The 24,504-nt window shown below is 73.3% G+C and carries 24 protein-coding genes, 1 tRNA gene and 1 pseudogene; 5 read left to right on the top strand and 21 right to left on the bottom strand.

The features are described 5' to 3' along the window. The 3 genes from Ae717Ps2_RS10305 to Ae717Ps2_RS10295 form a co-directional block, all read right to left on the bottom strand. Nucleotides 1–1,323, bottom strand: a complete 1,323-nt coding sequence (locus Ae717Ps2_RS10305; protein WP_083696004.1) for an ABC transporter substrate-binding protein — start codon at nucleotides 1,321–1,323, stop codon at nucleotides 1–3. A gap of 93 nt (nucleotides 1,324–1,416) precedes the next feature. Further along, on the bottom strand, nucleotides 1,417–3,000 hold the full coding sequence (locus Ae717Ps2_RS10300) for an FAD-binding oxidoreductase (RefSeq protein WP_075333268.1): 1,584 nt from the start codon (nucleotides 2,998–3,000) through the stop codon (nucleotides 1,417–1,419). A 249-nt stretch (nucleotides 3,001–3,249) separates the two neighbouring features. Then, a complete protein-coding gene (locus Ae717Ps2_RS10295) occupies nucleotides 3,250–3,765 on the bottom strand; it encodes a MarR family winged helix-turn-helix transcriptional regulator (RefSeq protein WP_139319234.1) in 516 nt (171 codons plus the stop codon). 265 nt (nucleotides 3,766–4,030) lie between these two features. Here Ae717Ps2_RS10295 and Ae717Ps2_RS38940 point away from each other — a divergent pair, with 265 nt between their 5' ends. The 4 genes from Ae717Ps2_RS38940 to xerC are packed head-to-tail and all read left to right on the top strand — an operon-like array spanning nucleotide 4,031 to nucleotide 6,148. After that, entirely contained in the window at nucleotides 4,031–4,453 is a 423-nt protein-coding gene (locus tag Ae717Ps2_RS38940) for a replication initiator (protein ID WP_233147516.1), read from the top strand. Then, nucleotides 4,396–4,806 carry a replication initiator gene (locus Ae717Ps2_RS38935; RefSeq protein WP_369804872.1) on the top strand — a complete coding sequence of 137 codons (411 nt, stop codon included), beginning with the start codon at nucleotides 4,396–4,398 and terminating at the stop codon, nucleotides 4,804–4,806. Before Ae717Ps2_RS38940 ends, Ae717Ps2_RS38935 begins: the two co-directional genes overlap by 58 nt. Continuing rightward, on the top strand, nucleotides 4,803–5,012 hold the full coding sequence (locus Ae717Ps2_RS10285; protein WP_075305902.1) for a helix-turn-helix domain-containing protein: 210 nt from the start codon (nucleotides 4,803–4,805) through the stop codon (nucleotides 5,010–5,012). The genes Ae717Ps2_RS38935 and Ae717Ps2_RS10285 overlap by 4 nt, the downstream gene beginning before the upstream one ends. After that, entirely contained in the window at nucleotides 5,009–6,148 is a 1,140-nt protein-coding gene (xerC, locus tag Ae717Ps2_RS10280; RefSeq protein WP_075333267.1) for a tyrosine recombinase XerC, read from the top strand. The genes Ae717Ps2_RS10285 and xerC overlap by 4 nt, the downstream gene beginning before the upstream one ends. A gap of 9 nt (nucleotides 6,149–6,157) precedes the next feature. On the opposite strand, the gene Ae717Ps2_RS10275 is transcribed toward xerC, so the two are convergent. The 18 genes and pseudogenes from Ae717Ps2_RS10275 to Ae717Ps2_RS10195 all read right to left on the bottom strand — a co-directional run bounded on the left by Ae717Ps2_RS10275 (nucleotide 6,158) and on the right by Ae717Ps2_RS10195 (nucleotide 22,990). Next, on the bottom strand, nucleotides 6,158–6,775 hold the full coding sequence (locus Ae717Ps2_RS10275; RefSeq protein WP_075305900.1) for a hypothetical protein: 618 nt from the start codon (nucleotides 6,773–6,775) through the stop codon (nucleotides 6,158–6,160). Between the two features lie 180 nt (nucleotides 6,776–6,955). Then, nucleotides 6,956–7,029: transfer RNA gene (locus Ae717Ps2_RS10270), tRNA-Pro, on the bottom strand. Between the two features lie 27 nt (nucleotides 7,030–7,056). Further along, a complete protein-coding gene (locus tag Ae717Ps2_RS10265) occupies nucleotides 7,057–7,782 on the bottom strand; it encodes a response regulator transcription factor (RefSeq protein ID WP_075305898.1) in 726 nt (241 codons plus the stop codon). 26 nt (nucleotides 7,783–7,808) lie between these two features. Continuing rightward, entirely contained in the window at nucleotides 7,809–8,582 is a 774-nt protein-coding gene (locus Ae717Ps2_RS10260) for a DUF5995 family protein (RefSeq protein WP_139318699.1), read from the bottom strand. Nucleotides 8,583–8,655: 73 nt separating this feature from the next. After that, nucleotides 8,656–11,565 carry a LuxR family transcriptional regulator gene (locus Ae717Ps2_RS10255; RefSeq protein WP_075333266.1) on the bottom strand — a complete coding sequence of 970 codons (2,910 nt, stop codon included), beginning with the start codon at nucleotides 11,563–11,565 and terminating at the stop codon, nucleotides 8,656–8,658. 200 nt (nucleotides 11,566–11,765) lie between these two features. Next, nucleotides 11,766–12,116: a zinc-binding dehydrogenase gene (locus tag Ae717Ps2_RS35115; protein ID WP_158071482.1), complete on the bottom strand. Its 351-nt coding sequence runs from the start codon at nucleotides 12,114–12,116 to the stop codon at nucleotides 11,766–11,768. Nucleotides 12,117–12,138: 22 nt separating this feature from the next. Then, nucleotides 12,139–12,741, bottom strand: coding sequence for an alcohol dehydrogenase catalytic domain-containing protein (locus Ae717Ps2_RS35110; RefSeq protein ID WP_083702319.1), 603 nt, complete (start codon nucleotides 12,739–12,741; stop codon nucleotides 12,139–12,141). Continuing rightward, nucleotides 12,741–14,153 (bottom strand): ribosome biogenesis GTPase Der, encoded by a 1,413-nt coding sequence (gene der / locus Ae717Ps2_RS10245; RefSeq protein ID WP_075334226.1) that lies wholly within the window; start codon nucleotides 14,151–14,153, stop codon nucleotides 12,741–12,743. Before der ends, Ae717Ps2_RS35110 begins: the two co-directional genes overlap by 1 nt. Nucleotides 14,154–14,236: 83 nt before the next feature. Continuing rightward, nucleotides 14,237–14,932 carry a 1-acyl-sn-glycerol-3-phosphate acyltransferase gene (locus Ae717Ps2_RS10240; RefSeq protein ID WP_075305891.1) on the bottom strand — a complete coding sequence of 232 codons (696 nt, stop codon included), beginning with the start codon at nucleotides 14,930–14,932 and terminating at the stop codon, nucleotides 14,237–14,239. Then, nucleotides 14,929–15,603 (bottom strand): (d)CMP kinase, encoded by a 675-nt coding sequence (cmk, locus tag Ae717Ps2_RS10235; RefSeq protein ID WP_020622139.1) that lies wholly within the window; start codon nucleotides 15,601–15,603, stop codon nucleotides 14,929–14,931. Before cmk ends, Ae717Ps2_RS10240 begins: the two co-directional genes overlap by 4 nt. Before the next feature lie 103 nt (nucleotides 15,604–15,706). Next, nucleotides 15,707–16,069 carry a chorismate mutase gene (gene aroH, locus Ae717Ps2_RS10230; RefSeq protein ID WP_020622138.1) on the bottom strand — a complete coding sequence of 121 codons (363 nt, stop codon included), beginning with the start codon at nucleotides 16,067–16,069 and terminating at the stop codon, nucleotides 15,707–15,709. Further along, on the bottom strand, nucleotides 16,069–16,830 hold the full coding sequence (locus Ae717Ps2_RS10225) for a pseudouridine synthase (protein WP_020622137.1): 762 nt from the start codon (nucleotides 16,828–16,830) through the stop codon (nucleotides 16,069–16,071). Before Ae717Ps2_RS10225 ends, aroH begins: the two co-directional genes overlap by 1 nt. A 166-nt stretch (nucleotides 16,831–16,996) precedes the next feature. Next, on the bottom strand, nucleotides 16,997–17,722 hold the full coding sequence (scpB, locus tag Ae717Ps2_RS38930; RefSeq protein ID WP_349289847.1) for an SMC-Scp complex subunit ScpB: 726 nt from the start codon (nucleotides 17,720–17,722) through the stop codon (nucleotides 16,997–16,999). Between the two features lie 673 nt (nucleotides 17,723–18,395). After that, nucleotides 18,396–19,238: pseudogene (locus tag Ae717Ps2_RS38925) on the bottom strand (ScpA family protein); the annotation flags it as partial. 2 nt (nucleotides 19,239–19,240) lie between these two features. Beyond that, complete coding sequence (locus Ae717Ps2_RS10210; RefSeq protein ID WP_075333265.1) at nucleotides 19,241–20,134, bottom strand: ParA family protein; 894 nt, start codon at nucleotides 20,132–20,134, stop codon at nucleotides 19,241–19,243. A gap of 189 nt (nucleotides 20,135–20,323) precedes the next feature. Further along, nucleotides 20,324–21,013, bottom strand: coding sequence for a DUF4097 family beta strand repeat-containing protein (locus Ae717Ps2_RS10205; protein ID WP_075305885.1), 690 nt, complete (start codon nucleotides 21,011–21,013; stop codon nucleotides 20,324–20,326). Between the two features lie 57 nt (nucleotides 21,014–21,070). Beyond that, complete coding sequence (locus tag Ae717Ps2_RS10200; RefSeq protein WP_083696015.1) at nucleotides 21,071–21,994, bottom strand: site-specific tyrosine recombinase XerD; 924 nt, start codon at nucleotides 21,992–21,994, stop codon at nucleotides 21,071–21,073. A 3-nt stretch (nucleotides 21,995–21,997) separates the two neighbouring features. Beyond that, a complete protein-coding gene (locus Ae717Ps2_RS10195; protein ID WP_075305883.1) occupies nucleotides 21,998–22,990 on the bottom strand; it encodes an LLM class F420-dependent oxidoreductase in 993 nt (330 codons plus the stop codon). A gap of 141 nt (nucleotides 22,991–23,131) precedes the next feature. On the opposite strand from Ae717Ps2_RS10195, the gene Ae717Ps2_RS10190 reads away from it, so the two are divergent. Further along, complete coding sequence (locus Ae717Ps2_RS10190; protein ID WP_075305881.1) at nucleotides 23,132–24,469, top strand: cytosine permease; 1,338 nt, start codon at nucleotides 23,132–23,134, stop codon at nucleotides 24,467–24,469. Nucleotides 24,470–24,504 lie beyond the last annotated feature (35 nt).

Here is a 24,504-nt window from a genome sequence, read left to right as displayed (position 1 = left end):
CTAGCCGATCCCGAGCGTCTTCTCGTACGAGCGGATCTCGGCGAAGTTGTTGTTCGGCAGGGCGGGGATCTCCTGGCAGCCTCGGACCTGCTCGAAGCCATCGTTCCGGGGGGCGACGATCCGGGTGGAGTTGTTGGCCGCGTGGAAGTCCTGGGTGCCGAAGTACCACTGCGTGCAGTAGAGGTCGGACGTGTAGTCGGTGAGGCCCTGGAAGGCCGCCGACACGGTGGAGACCGTGTAGTCGCCACCGGCCGGGATCTTCAGCAGCGCCTGGGTCGCGATCCGCGCGGCGGTGAAGCCGAGCTGACCGAAGTTGCCGACCGCTGTGTTCGCCCCGTACTTCGCCTGGACGCTGCGGTAGAGCTGGTCGTCCGGCCCGCCGGAGCCGACGGTGTTCATCTCGGCGTCGATCCCCACCTTGCCGTCCCAGGCACCGCCGAGCTGCTTGGCGAACGACGCGTCGTTGCAACCGGCGGGGCAGCCCCACTTGACCCGGTCGATCAGACCCTGCTGCTGAGCCGCCCTGAAGACCTTGATGGCCTCACCGGGGTTGAAGTTGACGACGACTCCGCCGCCTTCTCCTGCCGCCTGGACGGCGCGCAGCGCGAGCGCGTTGGCGTCGTTCACGGGGACGTTCTCCAGCCAGGCCTCGACCGGCACACCCGCCTGCCGGCCCAGCAGCGTGATCGACTCGTTGATCGCGTCCGACCCGGGGGTGTTGCTCGTGAAGATGACGAGCTTCCTCGCCCCGGAGTCGAGCAGGTACTTCGCCGTCGACAGCGCGCTGAAGCTCGGCCCGTCGTTGACGGGGGCCATCGCGGGGGTGTCGAAGCACTCGAGGCTGCTCCCCAGGTTGATGACCCGCAGACCGCGGTCCGCATACGTCTTGGCGTTGACGGTGCAGTCCAGCACGCTCATCGAGCCGACGAGCCCCACGACCTTCTCGCTGTCGAGCAGGTTCGTGGCCTGCGACGCCGTGAGCTGCGGGTCGAGGGCATCCTCCTTGGCTACGTACTCGATCGGACGGCCGTGGATGCCGCCGTTGTCGTTGACGCAGTCGAAGTAGGCCTTCACCATGCCCGTGGCGTCGGTGAAGCTGAGCCCGGGGGTGTTCGTGACGACGGCCCCGAGCTTGATGGGCTCTCCGGTCGCCTGCTGCCCGGTCCCCTCCCCGCAGGAAGACGCCGGTCCGGTGTTCGCGGCCCCCGATCCAGAGGCGGACGGGGCGTTCGTCGAGCCGGCGCCGCAGGCGGCGAGCGCCAACGCGACCGTGGCGACGGCGGCGATCACCGGCCATCGCCGGGCGCGTATGGGAATGTTCACGGCGTCTCCTCATCGAGACAGGGGTTCGGACGGAACGCGGAAGAAGGAACCCGCGGCAGAGCAGGTGCGCACAGTCCGTGCGCAGCGCGCGGGTCAGCCGGCCCGGTAGGCCGCCGGCCAGACCCCTTGCTTGCCGGGCGCCAGGACTCCGGTGGGGTCCAGTGCGTCCTTGAGCCGTTCGTTGAAGCGGAGCTGGGCGTGATCGTGGGCGTCGAACTGCTCCGCCCCGACATCCATGAAGTCCAGGTGCGCGCGGTAGAGGGCGAACCCCTCTGCTGCGGCTGCGCGGACCAGCCGCGGGTAGAGCTCCCAGACGCGGGAGACCGTGGCCTCGTCCTCGGGGTGGAAGTACAGCTGCATGACGTTGATCGCGTACCTGCGGCCGAGGATCAACGCGTTGTCGAAGTCCAAGCCGGAGCCGTCCATCAGCCCGTCGAGCAGGTCGTGCAGGCGGGTGATCTCGTTGCCGCGCAGGGGGGCCACCACGGAGAAGTCGAGATGCCCACCCGCCGGACCGCTGTACCAGTCCAGGGCCTTCATCAGATCCAGGCTGGGGATGCCTGCCTGCACCTGGTCGTTCTGGTCGCGAGCGAGGTCGTGCACCTCGTGCCCCGCGAACGACGTGCCGTCGATCCGTGCGCCGTCGATGGCGGCGACCGCTGCCCGGACCGCGTCGAGTCGCGCGGCGACGATCGGTTCGGTCCCGTACAGCGCGAACCGCATTGTCCAGCGACCGACGTCCAGCCGGTCGGCCAACGCCGCGACGGCGGCCTCGGGGATCGGTCCCGGGCCCGAGTGCACCTCGCTACGAGAGGGTGCCCCCGGTACGAGCCCGGCGATGAACGCCGGATGCCCGATGGCGGGCGGGTTCTGCACGACTCCGGACAGGAGCAGCGGACGCACGGCGTCCACGAGCGCAGGCAGGTCCTCGCGGCGCGGCACCCGAATGCTCCCGGAGAAATAGTGTTCCGGCTCGGGCATCATCCACACGCCGGCCTTCGTCACGATCCCCAGGTTCGACTGCCCGAACAGGCCGTCGAACGTGGGACCGAAGCCGCGCGGGTGCAGGTTCCAGGTCCCGTTGCCCTCCATCGCACCCATCCCGGTCCGGACGACCTCGCCGTCCGGAAGCACGACCTCGAGGCCGCACAGCCGCGCGGCGTGGTCACCGTGGACCGTGTACCCGACGCCGTGCTCGAGCGCGTTCCCGACGACGCTGCCCCACCCGAGGTCCGGGGCGGACGACCAGAGCCGGTGCCCGCCCGCCCGCAGGTGGTCGTACAGGTCGAAGAAGCGGACGCCGGGCTCGACGCGGGCCACCGCGTGCTCCTCGTCGACCTCGAGCACCCGGTTCATCCGACGCAGGCTCACGAGGACCGACCCCGGCACTCGCGGCGCCGAGCCGCCGTACGCGTTGTTGCGCCCTTGGGAGACCACCCACAGCGGGAATCCGTGACGGCCCGCGAGCCGGAGGACTCCTTGGACGTCTGCGACCGTCTCGGGGAGCACCGTCGCCGAGATCCGACGATCGTGCCACCCGGCGAACGTGAACGGGTCGCCGTACTCGCGACCCGAGGTCTCCTCGTCCAGCACCGCATCCGCACCGAGCAGGGCAACCAGATCGGCGCGGGCCGCGGCGGACAGGCCCGCGATAGCACGCCCTTGGGTCGTCGTCATCGCACAGCCCTTTCGGTCGACGTTGGCCGAGTGAGAGAAGTACTTAGATCTCTAAGTTGTTGCGGGACCCTACGCGGCACCCGGAACGTCGTCAAGGGTCGGCTGCCGCCGGAGCGGGTCACCCGGAGAAGGCAGTCGTTCCGTCCGCACAGCTGTGTCTCAGACGCCGGATCCGCACGTCAGGACGCTTCCGCCGGACACCGCCCGCAGGCCTCGGGCCCCCGGACGGAAGGTCCCGGACAGGACGTGTCAGAGCTCGCGGTGGAGGAGGCTCCGCAGGGTCCTCACGAGCCGGCTACGCTCGTCCGCGGGAAGCGCCGCGAGCCATCGGCTCTCCCGCTCGTTGATCCCGTGCAGGAGCTGCGTCACCGTCGTCTCGCCGATGTGTGTGAGCCCGACGATGACCCCGCGTCCGTCGTCGGTGGACGGCGTGCGGGTGACCAGCTTGCGGCGTTCGAGGGTGTTGACCACGCTGGAGATCGTCGCCTGGGACACGTTGGAGTGCCGGGCGATCTCCTTGGGCGGCACCGGCCCCACGATCCGGATGCAGAACATCACCCGGAACGCGGCGTAGGTCAGGCCGGCGGGACGCATGATGTGGGCCTCGACGTCCTGCTGGAACCGATTGGCCACCCGGACGAGGCCGAACCCGAACGCCATGGCCTCCAGGTCTGCGCTCGGGACGACCTGGCGGACCGCGTCACGGGCCAGCTCGTCGTACTCCTGCGGTGACACGCCCCGGCTGCGCGAGCCCGAAGCAGCCATGCGCGTCATCACCCGTCCCCGATCCAGCAAGTCCGAAGGCGACTGTAGTCGATGCCCGCCGTCGACTCGCGGACCGGCAGCTGGGGCTCCTCGGCGGCGCCCCGCAGGTCACCGTCGCCGTCACACGCACCTTCCGGTGACGTGGCCGCCTCGGACACGCTGATGAGCGCCATGCATCACGGCGGCGCCAACCGGCATTGGACCACCCCGAGCCCGTCGCCGACAGTGCTCGGCCATGCGCACACACCGTGACGGAGGTTCGCCGATGACCATCTCCCCACCACCCGGAACCGCCGAGTCGGCCCGTGACGCCTCGTCGTTGCCGACCGTCGTCCGCCTCGACGGCCCCGACGGGCCCTGGACCACCCCACCCGCCGGCCTCACCGCCGACGGGCTCAACGCCGCCATCCGGGACGCTGCACGCGGCGTCTCGCTCGCCGTCGACCGGCCCGACGGCGCCCCGCTGGCACTCGCGTGGGGCTCGCAGGTCGACGTCCGCCCCATCACCTCCACCACCGCGGCGTTGCTGGAGAACGACGACGGCGAGATCACCGATTCAGCCCTGGCCGCCTACGTCGCCAAGTACGCCACCAAGGGCACCCCGGCAAGTCCGAAGCCACCGACCGGCCCATCCGCGACATCGCCCATGTCCGTCACCTCGACATCACAGCGCACCACCGGCGGCTGATCGAAACCACGTGGGAGCTCGGTGGGCGCGAGGAGTACGAGGGGCTGAACCTGCGCCGATGGGCACACATGCTCGGGTTCCGCGGCCACTTCCTCACCAAGTCCCGCGCCTACTCCACGATCTTCGGCGCGATCCGCGGGGATCGACGCACCTACCGGCTCGGGGAGACCTTGGCCGCCCTCGACACCCGCACGGAGCCGGGCTCGGTGCTGGTGGTCAACGACTGGCAGGTCATGCACATCGGGCACCGCGACAACGCCGAGCGGGAGATCGCCCTCGGCATCGCCGAACGGCGACGGGTACAACGCCGCACCCGCAGCACTCCTCGCACCGAGCACGGGAGGACGTCATGACCGGCAAGGAACTGCACCGCGTCACCGACGCGATGGCCGTTCTCTCCCTGAGCCGCAGCGTGATCTACGAGCAGCTCCGCAGTGGCCGCCTCCGGTCTGTCCGCGTCGGGCGCACCCGGCTCATCCCCGCGTCCGCCATCGCCGAGCACATCGCCCTCCTGGAGCGCGAAGCCGCCGACACCGACGACTACCGGGCCGCGTCATGACCAACCGCAGGAGCCGCGGAGAGGGCGGACTGCACTGGGACGAGTCCCGCCAACGCTGGATCGCCACCGCCACACTCGGGTTCGACGGCCGGGGCAAACGGATCACCCGCAAGGCCAGCAGGACCACCAAGACCGCGGCCAAGGCCAAGCTGCGCGAGATCCTGCGCGACCACGAGGACGGCACCACGGTCGCTCCCGGGAGCTACACGGTCCGCGAAGCAGTGCACGACTGGTTGGCCTTCGGGCTGTCGGGCCGCGCACCGTCGACGGTGTCGAACTACCGGACGATCGCCGAGACCCACACCGTCAGCCAGCTCGGAGCAAGACGACTGCGCGACCTGACCGCCGACGACGTCGACCGGTGGATGCGGGCAGAGGCACCCACGGTCAGCACCCGGACAGTGCGGCTCATGCACTCGCTGCTCAACCGCGCGGTAACCCACGCAATGGCCCGGGACAAAGTGAAGCGCAACGTCGTCTCGATCTGCACTCCCCCGGCCGGTCGCACGGGCCGCCCCTCCAAGTCCCTCACCCTGGAACAGGCGACCGCGCTCCTCCAGGCCGCCGACGCCAGTCCGTTGCGGGCGTACATCGTCCTCTCGCTCCTCACCGGGGCCCGGACCGAGGAACTGCGTGCACTGCGCTGGGGAGACGTGGACCTCGACGGGGCTCCGAACGCGACTCCCCCGCTCCCGCCATCGATCTCCGTCGTCAGGTCGGTGCGGATCGGTGGGGACACCAAGACGCGGAGGTCCCGCCGCCGCCTCGGGATGCCGCAGCGCTGCGTCACCGTGCTCCGTGACCACGCGAACCGACCCGGAGCTGACAGCGCGCCCGACTCGCTGGTCTTCGCCACCCGAACCGGATCAGAGATGGACGCGCACAACGTCCGCCGATCGTTTCGCAAGGTCGCAGCCGCCGCCGGCCTGAACGCGGCCGAGTGGACACCCCGGGAGATGCGGCACAGCTTCGTCTCGCTGCTCTCGGACTCCGGGATGCCACTGGAGCACATCTCACGGCTGGTCGGGCACAGCGGGACGGCCATCACCGAGGCCGTGTACCGGCAGCAGCTCCGGCCCGTCCTGGAGCAGGGCGCAACCGCGATGGACGACATCTTCCCGGTCGTCGATCGCTAGCTCATCGGCTCACGCAGTCGCAATCGCGGGAAGTGAGTCGACAAGGGCATCGAGCAACGCGGGGTCCGACCGGTTCCGTCGGGGCTCGATGCCCATCGGCACGCCCGAACCCGGCAGCTCCCACCACACACGCCCCGGCTCCAGTCCATCCACGGCCCGGTACCACTCCCGCAACGGCTCACGTAGCCGCGCGTGCAGCTCGAAGCTACGCCGCGACCTCGTCCGGTCACCGACCTTCCGCGACCGCAACGTCGCCAGATCGGGAACAGACACCAGCACGAGATCGGCGAACCCCAGCCGACCGGTCTCCAACGCCCGGCGCACCGCGCGCAACTCGTGCTCCCACCGGTCGATCGGGCCTGCTCCGATCCGCGCCAAACACCAGCTGTAATGCAGCTTCAGCGGGTCACTGTCACACACCGCGACACCACCGTCCGCGTCGATCGACCTGGCCGCCGCCCATCGATCCGCGTTCACCCCGACCCAGTAGGCCGCTTGGGCTTCCCGATCCACACCGTCGGGCTCGCGCCCCGTCGGGGTGTACTCCGGGACCACCCGGCCCTTCCCGAACCGCGCACACCACGTCGACTTCCCCGCCGCACTGGGTCCCTCAACAGCGACGATCATGGCGGACCGACCTCCCGCGCATAGTCACTCAGTTAGTCACTCGGCGGTTCGCGGGACCGCCCGAGGACTCGGGCCCACCAGCCGCGGGGACTATCCGGGGACCACGACAAAGCCACGAATCCGCTGGTCACACGAGTAAAGGCCGGTACCCGATGCTCTCGGATACCGGCCTCCGGCCTGTCGGGACGACAGGATTTGAACCTGCGACCCCTTGACCCCCAGTCAAGTGCGCTACCAAGCTGCGCCACGTCCCGGCCACCCCTCGCGGGGCACGTGGAACTTTACCGCATCCACGGCAGGCCCCCACCAGGGGTGTCGTCCGTGGCGTCGACGCTGCGCACGAGGGCGACCGCCTCCAGCTGCGAGCCGACGTCGAGCTTCGCGAGCACGGCCCTGACCTGCGTGCGGACCGTCGGGAGCGACACGACGAAGTGCTCGGCGATGGCGTGCGCCCGCATGCCAGCGGCGAGCAGTTCGAGGACCTCCCGCTCGCGGCGGGTCAGGGTTGCGATGCGTCCGCGGACGGCCCGCTGGCGGCGGTCCCACTCGACGTAGCGCTGCACGAGTTCGTCGCGATGGGTGGCGTGCAGCAGCGAACGGCCGGCGCGGGCCTCGCGGATCGCGACGACCAGCGCCGGCATCGAGGCCGTCTTCGACACCCAGGTGAAGCCGCCGTGGTGCAGGGCGGCGCCGATCCGGATGGGGTTGGAGCTCCCCGAGAGCACGAGGACCCGCCAGCCCTGGGCACGCAGCCCCGGGACGAGCGGGACGGTGTCGATCCGGCGGCCGTCGGCGTCGCGACCGAGGTCCAGGTCGAGGACCAGCAACCCGGGCTCGACCCCCGCGACGGCGCGGTGCACGTCGACGTGGGAGTGCGCGGGCCGGAACGACGCCGGTTCACCCTCTGCGCGCAGCGCCAGCGCCAGCGACGACCCGACGAGCTCGTGGTCGTCGATGATCAGCACGCTGTCGAGCGGCGGGGCCGCCGCCGACCGAGGGTGTGACACCCGCCCGCCCCCCACTCGGGCGGGTGTCACGTCAGGGCTCCCAGCGTGAGCAGGCCACGCCCCAGGAGCGCGGTCCGGCGGTCGAGCGCCGCGACCTCGTTCTCGTACTCCATCGGCCGGGAGCGGAGCTCCCACAGCTCGAGCGCCTGCCGCCAGGCGACGTCGCGGGCCAGCACCACCGGCACGTCGGCGACGCAGCCCAGCAGCTGCTCGGTCAGCGAGATCTCACCGGGGGCCGTCTGGTCGAAATCGTCGAGCAGGCGGACCATGTGCAGGGAGAACACGTCGTTCACGGCCCGGTAGTCGGCTCGCTCGGCGGGACCGGGGGCGCTGCGCCCGAGGACGGTGCAGGTCCGCACGACCGCGGGTGCCAGGTCGAAGTTGACGTGTGCGTTCACCCCGACGACCGCGTACTCCACCGGGGAGATCCGCTCGTGCCGACGGCGCTCCAGCAGCACCCCCCAGGACCGCGGCGGGGTCCCGCCGGTCGCCTCGGCGTGCAGCGCCCGGAAGTAGCGGCGGGCGAACTCCACGTCGAGCCGGACCAGGAAGTCCCGGTCGGCGAACAGGTCGTCGTCGAGCTGGTCGCGGATCCCGCGGGTGATGCGCAGGTACAGCCGGTTGAACGAGGCGACGCCGTCGCCGGGGCCGTACTCGCTCTCGAGGATCTCCTGGAGGCGTTCCTGGTGCGCGATGACGCCGTCGATCGTCTCGGGTGGGGTGGCGAGCAGTTCCGCGACGCGCGCCCGGCCCGCCGCGGCGGCGCCCTCGTCGGAGGGCGTGTCGATGGTGGCCGTCATCGGTTCCTCCGCGTCGCTCGGTCCGGTGATCACCTTGGTCGAGCGGGCGTGGCGACGGTATAGGGCGAATGACCTAGATGTCGGCGCGGTGCTCACGCAGGACGGCCGCCGCGCTGGTGCGGTTGGTGACGTCGAGCTTGGCGAATACCGAGGCGAGGTGGGCACCGACCGTCTTCGGGGTGATGAACAGCCGGGCCGCGATCTGCTTGTTGGTGGCGCCGTCGGCGAGGACCTCCAGCACCTCACGTTCCCGGTCGGTGAGCCGGGCCAGCGGGCCGTCCACGGCGACCGGGGCATGACCGACCGCGCCGACCGCGGCGAGTGCGGGCACCTCGATCCGGGCCCGGTGGGCGACCTCGGCGATCTCGGTCAGCAGCGGACCGGCCCGCAGTCCCGCGGCGAGATCGGCGGCACGGCGCAGGTCCGCGGCGCCGTCCTCGGTGCGTCGGCCCGACAGCAGCGCCTCGGCGCTGCGCAGCCGGGCGTAGGAACCCGGGTAGGGCTGGCCGAGGCCGTCGAGCAGGTCGGCGACACCCCGCCAGGTGTCCGGGTCGGCACCCGGGGTGGTCCGGGCGTCCTCGGCGGAGCACATGGCCTCGTAGCTCGCGATCACCCCGCGCAGCGCCGGGGCCGAACGCTCCCCGCGCTCGACGAGGTCCCGGCGGTGGCGGCGCAGCCGCCGCAGCCCACTGGCGTCGGGGGGTCGTCCGGCGAGGACGGCCTGGGCGTGCGCGCGGGCGCCGTGCCAGAGCAGCGGCGCCACCGCGAAGACGTCGTCGATGCCGGACTCGACGACGTCGAGCCCCTTCCCGACGTGGGCGAACGCCAGCTCCGGGTTGCCCCGCCACATCTCCAGCCCGGCGCGCAGGATCAGCAGCGGCAGCCGCTGCTTGGGCAGCCCCGTCGACCCGGCGACGAGCTCGGCCGCGGTCAGGTCGACGTCGGAGCCGTCGAGGTCGCCACGACCCATCCGGAGCCGGGCGCGAGCCAGGCGCAGCTCCAACATCTGCGCACCGGACGGGGCGGCCGCCCACGCCGTCGCCACCTCCTGCTCGGCCTCGTCCCAGGCTCCGGCGCGGAACAGCCCGTTCGCCGCCACCACCCGCAGCGACACCGACGCGGTCCGCCCCAGCCCCAGCCCGGCCATCCGCTCGGCGCCCGCCCGGGCCGCGGCGACGCCGCCGTCGAGGGCGTTGAGCGGGCCGGTCAGCAGCTCCGCGCGCCGGGCCAGGCACTCCCCCAGCGTCTCCGGGTCGCCGCCGGCCTCGGCGACGGCAACCGCCTCGGTCAGCGCGTCGAGCCCGGCGGTGCCGTCGCGGGAGTGCGCGGCACCGAACCCGAGCGTCGCCAGCACCGATGCCAGTGCCCGCGGCTCCCCCACCCGGCGCGCCGCGACCAGCGCCTCCTCGGCGACGGTGCGGGCACCGGCGTAGTCGGCCCGGTCGAGGAGCGCGGCCGCGTACCCGGCGAGGACCTCGGCGCGGGCGGCGACGGCGGTGTCGTCCGGGTCGTCGTCGGCGGGCAGGGTGGCGACGGCGCGCCGGTGGGCCCCCTCGGCCTCGGTCAGCTGACCCGCCGCACCGAGGTAGCGGCCGAGCCGGGACCGCAGCACCGCCTGCTCGGTGCCGCTGGGCGCGTCGGGTTCGCCGAGCCGTTCGGCCAGCAGCGCCACGGCCGAGCCGTGGTCGCCCGCCAGGGCCGCGGCGGCCGCCGCCCGTTCCAGGTAGCGGCTGCGGTCGCGGACGGCGGCGGGGACCGGCAACGTGGCCGCGCGCAGCCAGTGCCGGTGCGCCTCGGCGTAGCCGCGCAGCCGTTCCGCCTCCTGCGCGGCGTCGAGGGTCGCCTCCAGCGCCTCGTCCGGGCGCCCGGCGAGCTGCCAGTGGTGCGCGAGACGGGCCGCCGACCCGGGGACGCGGTGGCCGCCGTGCAGCGCGGTGGCGTAGCGGCCGTGCAGCTCGACCCGCTCGGCGGGGAGCAGGTCCGCGGAGACGACCTCGGTCATCAGACCGTGCCGCAGCGTGTAGCCGTCGGCACCGGCGACGACGACGAACCCGGCGTCGGCAGCCTCCCGCACGGCGGCGGCCAGCTCCGCCCCGTCGACGTCGACGACGGCGGCCAGCAACGCGTGCTCGACCTCCCCGACCCCGGCCGCGACGGCCCGCACGACCGCCGTCGCCGCCGCCGACAGCCCGGCGGCGCCGGCCCGCACCAGCTCGCGGACGGTCTGCGGCACGCCGTGCGGGTCCCCGTCGAGCACGGCGCGGACGGTCTCGCGGGCCAGGAACACGTTCCCACCGGAGTGCCGCCACACCAGGTCCTCGACGTCGTGCCGCTCGGGTGCCCACCGCGCGACCAGCTCGGCCAGCTCGTGCCGGGGCAGCGGCTCCACCCGGGCGAAGCGCACCCCACGGTGCCGGCGCAGCTCCCCGGTGAGCCCGAGGAGGTCGACCGGGACACCGCCCGCCGGGTCGTCGCGATAGGTGCCGACCAACAGCACCGGCGACGACGACAGCGCCGCCAGCAGGTAGGCGAACAGGTCGCGGGTGGAGCGGTCGGCGCGGTGCAGGTCGTCGACGACGAGCACCACCGGTGCCCGGCGGGCCGCCCGCTCGACGACGGCGGCCAGCTCCCCCAGCATCTCGACCCGCCCGGCCGGTCCGTCGGCGCGGTCCAGCCGGGACAGCGCGGCGGCGCACTCCCGGCCCAGCGCGCCGCGGCTGCGGGACTGCTCGCGCAGGGCGGACACGACCGGCCAGAACGGCGGGGCGTCGGCGATGTCCAGCGCGCGGCCGGACAGCACGACCGCGCCACCGCTCGTCGCGGTCCGGCCGAACTCCGACACCAGCCGGGTCTTGCCGACCCCGGCGTCGCCGCCGAGGAGCACGGCCGAGGCGCCGCCGGCGACGGCGTCGCGCAGCGCCTCGGCGAGCAGGTCCAGCTCCGCGACCCGGCCGTGGAAGACCTCGGCCGGTGTCTCCCTCACGTCCGGCCACGATAGTGACCGTGTCGTCACCGTTCCAGGGGGCCCGTGGTGACGGTGCGCCGAGCGAGCAGGATCGAGGGCTCGCAGGCAGCACCCGCCCGCCGGAGCCGTGCGACGGCCGTCACTCCGGCACCGTCACCTCTGCACCGTCAACTCGACACCGTCACATCGGGGCGGCGCCGGTGGGGGCGGGCGTGGCGTCACGAGCCGGACACCTCGATCACGACCTTGCCGACGGCCCTGCCGGACCGCAGGTGCGCGACGACGTCCGGGGCGTCGTCGAGGGCCACGACGCGGTCGACGGTGGCACGCACCCGCCCGTCGCCGACGAGGCCGAGGACCGGTGTCAGCGCGGTGGCGACGGCGGCACGCTCGTCGGCGCCACGGACGCTGAAGGTCGTGCCGATCAGGCGCAGCCTGCGGAAGGACAGGGTGTTCAGGTCCAGCGTCGCCGACGGCCCGGCGAGCCGGCCGATCTGCACGATCGTCCCGCCGATCCGCACGGCGGACAGGGCGGCCGCCAGGTGGTCGCCGCCGACGAGGTCCAGCACGACGTCGACGGGCCCGTCGAGATCACCCAGCGCATCGATCCCGACGAGCGGGATCGCCCCCCGCGTCGACGAGCGCGGATCGCTTGGCGGGCGAGGTCGTCGTCGCGAGGACCGGCGAGGCCCCCAGCGCCGCGGCCAGCCGGATCGCGACCTGCCCGACCCCGGTGCTGCCCCCGAGCACCAGGACGGCGCCGCCCTCGGCGCCGAATCCGGCCTGGGTGACCAGCGCGTCGTGCGCGGTCTCCAGCGCGACCGGCAGCGCGGCGGCCTCGGTCCAGCTCAGCCCGGACGGGACGGGCAGGGCGCGGCGGGCGTCGACGACGACGTACTCGGCGAACGCGGCCGGGGCGGACGCGAACACCCGGTCCCCCGGCCCGCGGCCCGGGGCGCCGGTGACGCCCGGACCGGCGGCGACGGCCTCACCCGCGAGCTCCATGCCTGCGGTGAAGGAGCCGTCGTCGTCGGCGTGCGGGGCGGGGTAGCCACCGCCCAGCGCGAGCAGGTCGGCCCGGTTCACCCCGGCCGCCCGGACCCGCACGAGCAGCTCCCCCGGACCGGGGACCGGGGTGTCGATCCGGCCGAGCTCCCAGGTCCGCGCGCCGGGACGGCCGCGCAGGGCCCGCATCACTTCTTCCGGGCGCGCTTCTCGCGGACCCGGACCGAGACGCGGATCGGCGTGCCACCGAACCCGAACTCCTCGCGCAGCCGCCGCTCGATGAAGCGCCGGTAGCCCGCCTCGAGGAACCCGCTGGTGAACAGCACGAACGTCGGCGGGCGGGTCTGCGACTGCGTCGCGAACATGATCTTCGGCTGCTTGCCGCCGCGGACCGGCGGCGGGGTCGCGGCGACGAGGTCGTTGAGCCACTGGTTGAGCCGCCCGGTCGGCACCCGGGTGTCCCAGGACGCCAGCGCGCGGTTCAGCGCGGGCGCGATCCGCTGGGTCGACCGGCCGGTCAGCGCGGACACGTTGACCCGCTCCGCCCAGCGCACGCTGATCAGGTCGCGCTCCAGCTCGCGGGTCAGCTGGTGGCGGCGCTCCTCGTCGACCTTGTCCCACTTGTTGAACAGGATGACCAGGGCGCGCCCGGACTCCACCACCATCGTCAGGACCCGCTGGTCCTGCTCGGCGATCGGCTCGGAGGCGTCGATCAGCACCAGGGCGACCTCGGCCGACTCGATCGCCGAGCTCGTCCGCAGCGAGGCGTAGTACTCCATGCCCGAGGCCATCTTGACCCGCTTGCGCAGGCCGGCGGTGTCGACGAAGCGGAACACCTGGCCGTCGAGCTCGACCAGGGAGTCGACCGGGTCGACGGTGGTGCCCGCGACGTCGTGGACGACCGACCGCTCCTCGCCCGCCAGCTTGTTCAGCAGGCTGGACTTGCCGACGTTCGGCTTGCCGACCAGCGCCACCCGGCGCGGACCGCCCCCGGACGCGCCGAAGTCGTCGCGCGGGGTCTCGGGGAGGATCTCCAGGATGGCGTCGAGGAGGTCACCGGAGCCGCGGCCGTGCAGGCCCGACACCGGGTGCGGCTCGCCGAGCCCGAGCCGCCACAGGTCGGCGGTGTCGGAGGTGAGCCGGTCGTCGTCGACCTTGGTGGCGCACAGCATCACCGGGACGTCGGCGCGCCGCAGGACCCGCGCCACGGCCTGGTCGGTCGCGGTCGCACCGACCGTGGCGTCGACGACGAGCAGTACCGCGTCGGCGATGCGCATCGCGGTCTCGGCCTGGCGGGCGACGAAGCCCTGCAGGCCGTCCGCGTCGGGCTCCCAGCCCCCGGTGTCCATCAGCTTGAACCGGCGGCCGTTCCACAGCGCGTCGTAGACGACGCGGTCACGGGTCACCCCCGGCACGTCCTGCACGACCGCCTCGCGACGACCGAGCATCCGGTTGACCAGGGTGGACTTGCCGACGTTCGGACGGCCGACGACGGCCAGGGTCGGGGTCGCCAGGACCTCGTCGGGGTCGATCCCGGCGGTGACCACACCGTCGGCGTCGACCGCGACGAACTCGGCCGGGTCCAGCCCGAGCCGGTCCATCTCGGCCCGGTCGGCCGCGTCACCGATCCCGACGCCGGCGTCGTACGCCGCGCCGAGGCTCGTTCCGCGTTCGCTGTTCTCGCTCACTGCTCTCTCACGTCCCCGGCCGCGTCGGGCCGTGTCACTTGCCTGTGTTCGTTGTCCAGTTCGCGGACCAGTGTCCGCAGGGCCTCCGTGACCTGGGCGGTCGCGGCGGCCAGGCCGTCCCGTCCCGGCGCCGTCGGCGCCGGCAGCGGGTCACCGACCAGCACGTCCACCCGGGGGCGGAAGCGGCGGGGCGCACCCGCCGGGCGGTGCGTGCCGCGCACCGCCACCGGGAGCAGCGGCGCCGATGCCGAACGGGCCAGCCAGGCCGCGCCCTGCCGGGCCCTGCCGATCTCGCCGCCGAGCTCGCCGGTGCCGCGGGTCCCCTCCGGGAAGACGGCCACCATGCCGCCGTCGCGCAGGACCTCCAGCAGGGTCGTCAGCGGCCTCCGGTCGACGACGTCACGCCGCACCGGCACCTGCCCCAGCCACCGCAGCAACGTCCCCACGATCCCGGAGAACATCTCCGCCTTCACCAGGAACACCACGCGGCGCCCGAACATGCCGAACAGCAGCGGTCCGTCGACGAACGCGGTGTGGTTCGCGACGAGCACCACCGGGCCGGTCGCCGGGATCCGCTCCCGGTGCCGGATCCGCACCCGGAAGAACGGCACCCACACCCACGTGCCGATCCAGCGGCCGAGGTCGTGCAGCCACCCGAGAGCGTGCTCCGGCAGCGCACGCGCCCGGCTCACCCGTCCAGCCCCCGCGCGGCGACGAGCTCGCGCAGCTTCGCCAGCACCGCGTCCGCCGACAGGTGGTCGGTGTCGAGCACCAGCGCGTCCGCCGCCGCGTAGAGCGGGGACACCCGCCGCGACGAGTCGAGCCGGTCCCGGCGTTCGACGTCGGCGAGGGTGACGTGCAGGTCGGCCTTGCGGCCCGCCTTCTCGTCCTGCCGCCCGCGCCGCGCCGCGCGGACCTCCGGCGACGCCGTCAGGTAGACCTTGAGCGGCGCGTCCGGCACCACCACGGTACCGATGTCGCGGCCCTCGACGACCATCCCGCCCCCGCTCTCGACGGCCGCCCGGATCAGGGCGTGCTGACGGGCGACCATCTCGGCGCGGACCTGCGGCACCGCCGAGACGGCCGAGACGAACCCGGTCACCTCCGGGCCGCGGATCGGGACGGAGACGTCCTCGCCGTCCAGGGTGATCGTCGGCGCGTCCGGGTCGGTGCCCGACTCCAGGCGGGCCCCGACGGCGGCGCGGGCGATCTCGTCCTCCGCCGCGCCCTCCCGCAGCCCGGCGCGCAGCGCGGCCAGGGTCGCGGCGCGGTACATCGCCCCGGTGTCCAGATAGGCCGCAGAGCAGGCCTGCGCCAGCCGCCGGGAGACGGTCGACTTGCCCGTCCCGGACGGACCGTCCATCGCGACGACGCCCCGCAAGGCCACCTTGTTCCCCCACCGTGTTCGAGTGTGCTGCGTCCGGCATTGTCGCCGGTCGGCCCCCGCCACGACGGGGCGGGGTGTCCTACTGCGGTAGATCGGTGCGCAGCGCCCGGGCCCCGTGCAGGTAGACGTGACGCATCGCCGAGCGCGGCTTCGGGGTGTCGACGTGGGCGAGCAGCCGCAGCACCCGCGGCAGCGCGCCGGGCACCGACATCTCGGTGGCGCACATCAGCGGCACGTCGGTGAGCCCGAGCAGCCGTGCCGCGTACGCCGGGAACTCGGCAGTGAGGTCCGGCGTGGCGGTGAACCAGATCGAGATGATGTCGTCGGAGACCAGCTCGTTGCGCTCCAGCACCGCGGTGACCAGCTCGGCGGAGCGGTCGAGGATCTGCTGCCGGTCGTCGGCGTCGACCTGGGTCGCGCCCCGCAGGGCCCGCACGGCCATCAGAGACCGACCGCCTTGTACAGGGAACCCACCTCGACACGGTCGAGGGGACGGAGCTTGCCGGGCCGCTGGTTGCCCAGCGCGACCGTCCCGACGTGGGTCCGCACCAGCCGGAGCACCGGGTGACCGACCTCGGCGAGCATCCGCCGCACGATGTGCTTGCGGCCCTCGTGCAGGACCAGCTGCACCGTGGCGCGGCCGGGGACGGCGTCGACGAGCTTGAACGCGTCGACGCGGGCGATGCCGTCCTCCAGCTCGATGCCGTCGCGCAGCCGTCGCCCGAGGTCCCGGGCGATCTTGCCCTCGATCTCGGCGAGGTAGGTCTTGGGCACCTCGTAGGACGGGTGCATCAGCCGGTGGCCGAGCTCGCCGTCGTTGGTGAGCAGCAGCAGTCCCTCGGTCTCGGCGTCGAGCCGGCCGACGTGGAACAGCCGCTGCGCGGTGTTCATGATCTCGACGCGGTCGGCGAGCAGGTCACCGATGCACGGCCGGCCCAGGTCGTCGGACATCGTGGAGTGCAGCCCGTACGGCTTGTTCAGCGCCAGGTAGACCTGGTCGTCACGCAGGGTGACCCGGGCGCCGTCGACGTGGACGACCGCGGTCTCCGGGTCGATCCGGCGGCCCTGCTCGCGGACGGTCTCGCCGTCGACCTGCACGCGTCCCTGCGCGATGAGGTCCTCCGCCGCGCGCCGGGAGGCGACGCCCGCGCGGGCCAGCACCTTCTGGAGCCGGACGCCGTCGGGGTCGTGTGTGTTGCTCATGATGACTTGTTGCCTCGTCCAGAGATGTCAGGGCCGGAATCGGTGGGGCCGGGTGGTCGTCGGCAGGGCGCCGGACCGGCCAGGTACCGACGGTACCCGGCGTGCTCGGCCGCGGCGCCGACAGGCGGCGCGCGCCGGGTCCGGTGTCGACGTTCCCGGACCGGGGTCAGCTGTCCAGGTCGTCGATCGCGTCGATGTCGGGGAGCAGCGGTGCCAGCGGGGGCAGCTCGGCCACCGAGGATATCCCGAGCCGTTCGAGGAACAGCTCGGTGGTCCGGAACAGCGTCCCCCCGGTGTGCTCCTCGGTGCCCGCCTCCTCCACCAGCCCCCGGGTGAGAAGGGTGCGGAGCACGCCGTCGCAGTTGACGCCCCGGACCGCGGAGACCCGGGCACGCGTGACCGGCTGGCGGTACGCGACGACGGCGAGGGTCTCCAGCGCGGCCCGGGTCAGCCGGGCGCGCTGGCCGTCCATCAGCATCTTCTCGACGTAGGGGGCGTAGCGGTCGCGGGTGTAGAACCGCCACCCCTCCCCCGCCCGTCGCAGGTCGATGCCGCGCCGGTCGGCGGTGTAGGCCAGCGACATCCGGTGCAGCGTCTGCCGGATCCGCGACGGCGTCTGGTGCAGCGCCGTGGCCAGCGACGCCTCGTCGACGGGGGCGTCGACGACGAGCAGCAGCGCCTCCAGGGCGTGCTCGAGCTCGGTGTCGTCGGCGAGCTCGTGGAACTCGGGGTCCTGATCGTTCTCGGGTTCCGGCTCGTCCTGGGTTCCGGGTTCCTCCGCTCGGGAGTCCTCGGTTCCGTGGGCCTTCAGGCCGTCCGTCCCCTCCGGCCCTGCTGCGTTCTCCGGCCCTGCTGCGTCGTCCGGCCGGGCGTCGTTCCCCGGTCCGGCCACGTTGCTCGGCCCGGCGGCGAGCGTTACGAATGCGTCGTCGCGAGCACCGTTCCGCGACGCTCGATGGTCTGCCGACGTGTCGGGGGTGGCGGTGGAGGGCTCGGGCTTCTCCGAGGTGTGTGGTTCGGTGCCGGCTGGGTCGGCCGCCCCATGCCCGGCATCGGCCGACGGATCCACGTCGTCAGCGGTCCCCGCGGTGCGGGCGAACTCGGCATCGGCGGTCGCGCCGTCGTCGGCCGCGGCGGGCGGGCCCTCGGCCTCCGGGGCGGCTCGCCCCTCCGCGCCCGGAGCCACCTGCGGCGACGCACTGGCGTGCGGGCTGCGCGGCACCGTGCGACCGATCAGGCGCAGCAGCTCGGACGGGTCCTCCGGGTCGTCGGAGCCCGGCCGGTCGTCCGGCTCAGTCACCGGTGGTTCCGGTCCTCTCGTCGTCGGGTTCGGGGTGGAGCACGTCCGCCGGGTCCTGGTCGGAGCCGTGACCGGCGAGGTCGGTGTCCTCCGGATCGGTGTCCTCCGGATCGAGGTCCTCCCGATCCGGGTCCTCGGGACCGGGAGCCTCGGGGTCCGCGGCGGCATCGGAGCCGGACGCGACCGGGTCGGCCGGGTCCGCGTCCGGCTCGGCGCGGTTCTTCTTCCTGCGGCGCCGGTCGCGGGCCCGCACCGCCTCCTCGGCGGCGGCGGCCTCGTCCTCCAGCGCGGCGGCGTAGGCGACCGGGTCGTCGTCGCGGTCCGCGGTCCAGGTGACCGTCAGGTCGGCGAACGCCTCCGGCTGCTCCAGGGCGACCGAGCGCTCCCGGTACAGCTCCAGCAGCGCCATGAACCGGGCGATGACCTCCAGCGTCGCGACGCAGTCGGCGGTCAGGTCGGCGAAGGTGGCCGTGCCGACGAGCGCGAGGCGTTCCCGCAGGATCGCCGCGTGCTCGGGCACCGACACGTGCACCGCGTGCAGGTGGTCGACGCCGACCTCGTCCGGCGGGCGGGGCCGGAACACCGCGGCGGCGAGCTCGGCGAAGGCCTGCGCGTCGACGCCGAGCAGCACCTCGGGCAGCAGGTCGGCGTAGCGGTCCTCGATCGCGACCGAGCGCGGGAAGCGGCGCATCGCGCCGTTCTCCAGCTCGACGAACAGCGCCGCGGCCTCCTTGTAGGCGCGGTACTGCAGCAGCCGGGCGAACAGCAGGTCACGGGCCTCGAGCAGGGCGAGGTCGTCCTCGTCGTCGACCTCGGCGCCGGGCACGAGCCGCGCGGCCTTGAGGTCGAGCAGGGTCGCCGCGACGACCAGGAACTCGGTGATCTCGTCGAGGTCGGCGTCGTCGCCGAGATCGGTGAGATGGGCGATGAAGTCGTCGGTGACCTTGTGCAGGGCCATCTCGGTGAGGTCGAGCTCGTACTTGCCGATCAGCTGCAGCAGCAGGTCGAACGGGCCCTCGAAGTTGTACAGCCGGACGGTGAAGCGCCGGGTCCGCGGCGCCGCCACGTCCCCGTCGTCGAGCCCCTCGGGGGCGCCGTCGGCGAGCAGCGTCACCGGGCGATGACCTCGCGCGCGAGCATCCGGTAGGCCTCCGCGGCGTACGACGTGGGCGCCCACGTCGTGATCGGCTCCCCGGCGACCGTGGTCTCCGGGAACTTGATCGTCCGGTTGATGACGGCGTCGAACACCTTCTCCCCGAACGCCTCCACCACGCGGTCGTGGACCTCGCGGGTGTGCAGCGTGCGGGTGTCGAACATCGTCGGGAGCACGCCGAGCAGGCGCAGGTCCGGGTTGAGCCGCTCGGTCACCTTGTCGATGGTGTCCATCAGCAGCGCGACGCCGCGCAGCGAGAAGAACTCGCAGGCCAGCGGGATGAGGACCTCGTCGGCGCAGGCGAGCGCGTTGATCGTGAGCAGGCCCAGCGACGGCTGGCAGTCGATGAGGACGATGTCGTAGTCGGGCAGGAACCGCTTGAGGGCGCGGCCGAGTGCCTGCTCCCGGCCGACCTCGGTGACGAGCTGGACCTCGGCCGCCGACAGGTCGATGTTCGACGGCAGCAGGTCGAGGTTCGCCACACCGGTGTCCTGGAGCACCTCGTCGGCCTCGACGCCGCGCTCCATCAACAGGTTGTAGACGGTGGACTCGAGCTGGTGGGGCTGCACGCCGAGCCCCACCGACAGCGCGCCCTGCGGGTCGAAGTCGACGAGCAGGACCCTGCGGCCGTACTCGGCGAGCGCGGCCCCGAGGTTGATGGTCGACGTCGTCTTCCCGACGCCGCCCTTCTGGTTCGCCACCGCGATCACGCGGGCCGGCCCGTGCACCGACAGCGGTGCGGGCTCGGGAGCGCGCGCGCTGGTGGTCTGGGTGCCTCGCCCGTGATCCGGCGCCGGCTCGTCGCTCGGGTCGTCGAACCTGCCCTGGGCCTCCGGCCGCGTCGGGTTCATGCGGTCTCCGGTCTCGTCGCGGGTACCGTGCCGGGTCTCGGGTCCCGGTCAGGGCCTGAGACCGCACTGCAGGAGATGCCCCCACGTGCGGCGACGTCCCTGTCGGGCCACGTCGCGGTATGGATTTCCGGTCACCCTACCCGCGGGCGGGCGCCGTCCGGCCGACGGTGCGCCCCGGCGTGTCGCGCCTCAGCCCGCGGGCAGGACCGACACGCCTCCCGCGCTGCTCTTCGCGGTGATCCGGTGGTCGGCACCGGGCTGGTCGGGGACACCGACCTCGGTCGACCCGGCGGAGGTCTCGGCGGTCACCTCGTAGGCCGGGCCGACCGGGACCCGGACCTCGACGCCGCCGGCGCTGGACTCCGCGGTCACGTCCGCGGCCGCCGCGGCGAAGGTCAGCTCGACCGAGCCGGCGCTGGACTTCGCCCGCACGTCGCCCGGTCCGACGCCGGTGGCGTCGACCCCGCCCGCCGACGAGGTCAGGTCCAGCGCCCCGGTCAGCCCCCGGACCTCGATGCCGCCCGCGCGCAGGTCGACCAGCGCCGACGACGCGGCGGGCGCGGTCACCACGAGCCTCGCCTGGCAGCGGTCGCCGACCTGGTCCGGGCAGCGGGCGGTGATCCGCAGGACGCCGCCCTCGACCTTCTGCTCGACCTGCGGGCGGGCGTCGCCGGTCCACCGCAGGTCCTGCTCGACCGCAGGCCTCTCCCCCGCGACGAGGCGCACGTCCCCGGCGTCGGAGTCGACCTCGAGGCGGGTGACCGGCCCGTCGACGGGCTCGTTCACCGTCTGCTGCTGCTCCGGCCCGGCGGCGACACCACCGCACCCGGCCAGGAGGAGTCCCGCCACGACCGCCGTCACCCACGTTCCGTACCGCATGGGCCCGGAACGTAGTCGTTCGTCCTCCCCCGCGGCCCGCCGCCCCGGGGTCCGTGGTCACCCCCGGGCGCGGGGGTGCGCGGTGGCGTAGACCTCGCGCAGCGTGTCGACGGTGACGTGGGTGTAGATCTGCGTCGTGGCGACGCTCGCGTGCCCGAGCAGCTCCTGCACGACCCGGACGTCGGCGCCGCCGGAGAGCAGGTGGGTGGCGAAGCAGTGCCGCAGCGTGTGCGGGGAGACGGTGGCGACGACGTCGCCGGGCAGCCCGGACGCCTCGGCGGCGGCCCGCAGGACGTGCCAGGCGCTCTGGCGCGACAGCCGGTTGCCGCGGGCGTTGAGCAGCAGCGCCGGGCTGCCCGTGCCCCGTGCCGCGAGGGCGGGGCGGGCGCGGACCCGGTAGGCGTCGACCGCGGCGAGCGCGGGACGACCGACCGGCACGATCCGCTGCTTGTTCCCCTTGCCGTGCAGCAGGATCGTCCGCGCGTCCGGGTCGAGGTCGTCGAGGTCGGCGCCGACGACCTCGGAGATCCGGGCACCGGTGGAGTACAGCAGCTCCAGCAGGGCGCGGTCGCGCAGTCCGACCGGGCCGTCGGAGACGCAGCCGGCGAGCAGCTGGTCGACCTGGTCGACCGACAGCGCCGACGGCAGCCGCGAGCCCAGGGCGGGCGGCGTCACCCCGGCCGCGACGTCGGTCGGGGTCAGCCCCTCGTGCAGCGCGAACCGGTGCAGCCCGCGGACCGCGGCCAGCGCCCGCGCCGCCGACGACGCGGCCAGCGGACGCTCCCCCGTGCGCAGGGCCGCGACGAACGCGGCGACGTCGGCCTCGGCCACCTGGGTCAGCTCCGTGCGTCCCAGGTGGTCGAGGTGGTCGAGGTAGCGCCCCAGGTCGAGCCGGTAGGAGCGCAGGGTGTTCTGCGCCCGTCCCCGTTCGACGGCCAGGTGGTCGAGGTAGTCCTCGGCCACCCGTCGCGCGGTCGGCACCGGTCAGTCCCGCAGGGCCGGGACGACCTCGCGCTCGAACAGCTCGATGCCCGACCGGTCGTAGGCGGCCTCGGGGAAGTAGAAGATGCCGTAGCTCATGCCGACGGCCGCCAGTGCGGAGAGCTTCTCCACGATCTGCTCCGGGGTCCCGACGCCCGGCATCCCGCGGAACGCACCCAGCGCGCCCTGGGCCTTCTCCGCGCCGACGATCGGCTCCAGCCGGGCGACGAGCCGGGCGAGCCGCTCCTCCACCTCGTCCTCGGTGTGCCCGATCGCGACGTTGTAGTTGGCCGAGCGGACGATGGCGTCGTAGTCGGTGCCGAGGTCGCGGCAGTGGTCGGCGAGCAGCGCCGACTTGTGCCGGAAGCCGTCGAAGGTGCCGTCGAAGTTGGTGTACTGCGCGTACTGCGCGGCGATCCGCAGGGTGACCTTCTCCCCGCCGCCGGCGATCCAGAGCGGGATGCCGCCCTCCTGGAGCGGGCGGGGCGCGACGATGGCGTCGTCGACGGTGTAGTGCGTGCCGTTCAGGGTGGCCCGGCCGTCGCGCCAGGCCTGGGTGAAGATCTGCACGCCCTCCTCGAGCATGCCGAGCCGTTCACCGGGCCGGGGGAAGCCGTAGCCGTAGGCGCGCCACTCGTGCTCGTACCAGCCGGCGCCGATGCCCATCTCGACGCGGCCCTTCGAGATGACATCGGTGGTGGCGGCGACCTTCGCCAGGTAGGCGGGGTTGCGGTAGGCCATGCAGGTGCACATCTGGCCGAGCCGCACCCGCTCGGTCGTCGCGGCGAAGGCGGCCATCAGGCTCCACGCCTCGTGGCAGGCTTCGTCGGTGGGCGCGGGGACGGTGTGGAAGTGGTCGTAGACCCAGACCGACTCCCAGACGTCGCCGCGGTCGGCGTGCTCGGCGAGGCCGCGCATCACGTCCCACTGCGCGGTGGGGTCGATGCCGACGAGGTCGAGGCGCCAGCCCTGGGGCACGAAGAGTCCGAAACGCATGCACCGACCCTAGGACGCCCGCCGCTCGGCGGCCGGGAAGGGCGATCTGCACAGTCGGCCGCCCCGGACCGGGCACATCGCCCCGTGACCCGGCCCTGACCTGCACCTACCGTTCTCCCGACCAGCCGAGAGGAGACCGAGATGAGCGGTGGGGTCGGTACGGACGACTACGCCCTGAGCAGGGTTCCGGAGCACGCCCGGTACTCGTGGTGGAGCGTGGCGGTACAGCGGTTCGGGCAGGTGTCGGCCCTGAGCCAGTTCCTGCTCGGCTCGACACTCGGGTTCGGGATGGGGTTCTGGGACGCCTTCCTCGCCTTCACCCTCGGCGCGGTGATCCTGGAGCTGGTCTCGATCGGCGTCGGGATCATCGGCTGCAAGGAGGGCCTGAACACCTCGCTGCTGGCCCGCTGGACCGGCTTCGGTCACGGCGGCAGCGCACTGATCGGTGTCGCGATCGGGGTGAGCCTCGTCGGCTGGTTCGGCGTCCAGTCCGGGGTCTCGGCCGAGGGCCTGGTCTCGCTGGTCGGCGTGCTGCCGGTCTGGGCGTGGTCGCTGGTGTTCGGCCTGGTCGTCACCATGATCGTGCTGTGGGGCTTCGGCTCGATGCAGTGGGTCGCCTACGTGACGGTGCCGGCCTTCCTGGTGCTGGTCGGCTGGTCGATCGGCAGCGCCCTGCTCGGCCACGACGTCGGCGCGCTCATGGTGAGCCCGCCGCCGGGGCCGTCGATCTCGCTGGTCGAGGGCACGACGCTGGTCGCGGGCGGCTTCATCGTCGGGGCGATCATCACCCCGGACATGACCCGGTTCAACCGGACCTCCGCCGACGTGGTCAAGCAGACCGTCGTCGGGTTCACCCTCGGCGAGTACGTGATCGGCATGTCCGGTGTGCTGCTCGCACACGCCATCCGGTCCGACGACATCATCACCATCGTCACGTCGTCGGTCGGCTGGGTCGGCACGCTGATCATCATCCTCGGCACCCTCAAGATCAACGACTGGAACCTCTACTCGGCCGGGCTGGGCGTGGTGAACTTCGCCGGCAGCGTCCTGGGACGCACCGTCAGCCGCCCGATGGTCACCCTCGCGCTCGGCGTCGTCGGCTCGCTGCTGGCCGCGGGCGGCATCCTCGACCTGTTCACCGGGTTCCTGTCGGTGCTGGGCGTGGTGTTCCCGCCGATCGCCGGGATCATGGTCGCCGAGTACTTCGTGGTGAAGCGCTGGCGCGGTGACCTGGAGGCCGCGCGGACCACCGGTGCGCTGCCCGCCACCTCACCGACCTGGGTGCCGGCGACGCTGGTCATCTGGGCCGCCTCGGCCCTGCTCGGCGGTCTCGTCGACGCCGGGCTGCCCAGCGTGAACTCGATCGTGGCGGCCTTCGTGCTCTACGTCGTCGCCGGGCGGCTCGGGCTGCTCCGCGGGATCGGCGTCAGCCGCACCGAACGGCCGGACGTGGTCCCGGCCCCCGCCGTCACGTCCTGACCCGCACTCCGCGCCGCCCGTCCGCGATCCCGCGG

It is taken from the genome of Pseudonocardia sp. Ae717_Ps2 (assembly GCF_001932475.1).
Lineage (GTDB): Bacteria > Actinomycetota > Actinomycetes > Mycobacteriales > Pseudonocardiaceae > Pseudonocardia.
This window is presented reverse-complemented; position numbering and strand designations above follow the sequence as displayed.